Annotated in this window: 2 protein-coding genes and 1 pseudogene; all 3 read right to left on the bottom strand. The window is 41.8% G+C overall.

The genetic code is table 11. The annotated features are described in order from the left end of the window. Positions 1 to 180: pseudogene (locus tag V7K32_RS12770) on the bottom strand (23S rRNA (guanosine(2251)-2'-O)-methyltransferase RlmB); the annotation flags it as partial. A gap of 92 nt (positions 181 to 272) precedes the next feature. Next, positions 273 to 752, bottom strand: coding sequence for a Mini-ribonuclease 3 (locus V7K32_RS12765; protein WP_334993681.1), 480 nt, complete (start codon positions 750 to 752; stop codon positions 273 to 275). Between the two features lie 576 nt (positions 753 to 1,328). Next, complete coding sequence (locus tag V7K32_RS12760; protein ID WP_199326607.1) at positions 1,329 to 1,679, bottom strand: STAS domain-containing protein; 351 nt, start codon at positions 1,677 to 1,679, stop codon at positions 1,329 to 1,331. Between the last annotated feature and the right edge of the window lie 284 nt (positions 1,680 to 1,963).

The following is a 1,963-nucleotide window of genomic DNA, read 5'->3' as shown; positions in this document are numbered from 1 at the left end:
GACAGCGTTGCTATCTATTTTCCTGGGATTGCGAGTCGGATTAGCACTAGAGACAGCGTTGCTATCTATTTTCCTGGGATTGCGAGTCGGATTAGTAACAAGACGCTTACCCTGAATTTTTACGGGTTGCCCACGATTGGATTCGTTAGAAGTCTTGACTTTTCTAGGTTTATTCTGCATTTGAGTTATAGGTATAACGTATGGTTGATCGTCACAATTTCCTCAATTTTTTGAACCTAATCTAGTGCTGCGGCTACTGTAAAATTCAGTTGTCACTCTTTTTTTACATGAAGCATTTGCAACAGTTCGGTTAGACGCTGGTAATCGGTGAGATATAAGTAGCCAATTAAGGTTTCTAGACTGGTTGCCTGTTGATAAATTTCGGGATTCAGTCGCTTAGGGCGTCCTGTAGCGGCGTTTCTACCCCGTCGGACAATTTCTAATTCGGTGTCCCTCAGATCAGGAATCAGCAATCGCAAATGTAGCGCTTGTGTTTCCGCTCTTACCTGCTCCACTACCAGACTATGGTAAATTCCTGACCGCTGCAATGGCAGCAGATAGAACATTCTAACATATAACTCATAAATTGCATCCCCCAAATATGCTAAAGCAGTAGGAGAAATTTGTTGCACTTGTGAGAGAGAAATCTGCTGGAATGGCGCTGTGGTTGTCAAGAGTCCTTCAGTCCAAGATAAAGTCTGTTTGGGAGTTTCATCTTGTCCATCTAATACCTCTTCCTCCTGTGACTTCACAAATAAATCATTCCTTGACGGGCTACATTCGGCAGGCATTCTTTGCAAAGACTGATTTTTCTGAAGTCAGCCATAATCCTATACTTGGCATAATCAATACTGTCATAAATACTTACTAATTCGATCTTTTTGATTGAGAAGAAAGCATTTTAGATCCCCCTCATGTCAACGCCTGTAAACCAAATTTTGCCTACTTGTGGTCTGTGCCTAAAATAGGGTAAAATTTTAACATCAAAATCACCCTGTTAATCGATCGCATTGTCATGCTTACTTAGTAAGCGACAATTTTTAACTATACACTATCAAGTCAAGTTTACCTATAAACAAATCTGCTGGCTTTGTATTTCTTACAAATTTCTCAGACTTGATTGTTTATCCGATAAGAAGCAAAAAATTACATACCCAAGAACTGGGTGTCTATATCTTTAATTATTGCTCAACTTTAAAGATAATAGCTTAACTGGCTTTGTGCCTCTCCCACAAGGAGAGAGGTTTTCTGCCAGAAGTTTTAAAATTTAAGCTATCCGATGTTGAATCTGGATAGCCGAATTGATCTCTCGGTTCAAGCAATCAAGACTACTTGACGTTTTCTAGAGCTTCTTCAACTGATTTTTGCAGGGAGAGAAACTTCTCTAGGCGAACAAGCTTGACCGTTTGAGTTACCCGGGCGTTCGTAACGATTTGTAAAGTGCCTTCGGCAGTTTGAGCCTGCTTGGCTAGCTGCACCAAAGCACCCAAGCCAGAGCTATCAATAAAGTCGATTTGTGAGAGATCCAAAATAATATGCTTAGGTCCCTCGTCAATCTTACTGCCAAGTACCTTGCGAAATGTCGGCTCAGAAAAGGCATCTAACAAACCTGTGAGGCGGAATAGCTGACAGTTATCCCGGACTTCACGAGTGCCTCTCAGGCTAACGGTTAGATTCAATGGATCAGCAATAATTCCCTCCTCATGAGTTAAAGTTAACGCTCAAGTATAGATGGTTTTTGAGCAACTTGTCTACAATCTGCTGAAGTAGGGGATTGGGGATTGGGCATTGAAAAGAGGCAGAGGGCTAGGGTGCTGCTCTTGAGGCAGGGGAAAATTCTTCTCCCTTCTTCTTCCCCATTCCCCATTTTTACGAGAGTGATGCGTAAAGCCCGCGTCATTCATGCGGGGGATATAAGCGAACGGCTGAATTTATTCAGCCATGATGAGGATCATTGATATAT

Origin of the sequence: Nostoc sp. (assembly GCF_036917635.1) — a bacterium.
GTDB lineage: Bacteria > Cyanobacteriota > Cyanobacteriia > Cyanobacteriales > Nostocaceae > Nostoc.
This window is presented reverse-complemented; position numbering and strand designations above follow the sequence as displayed.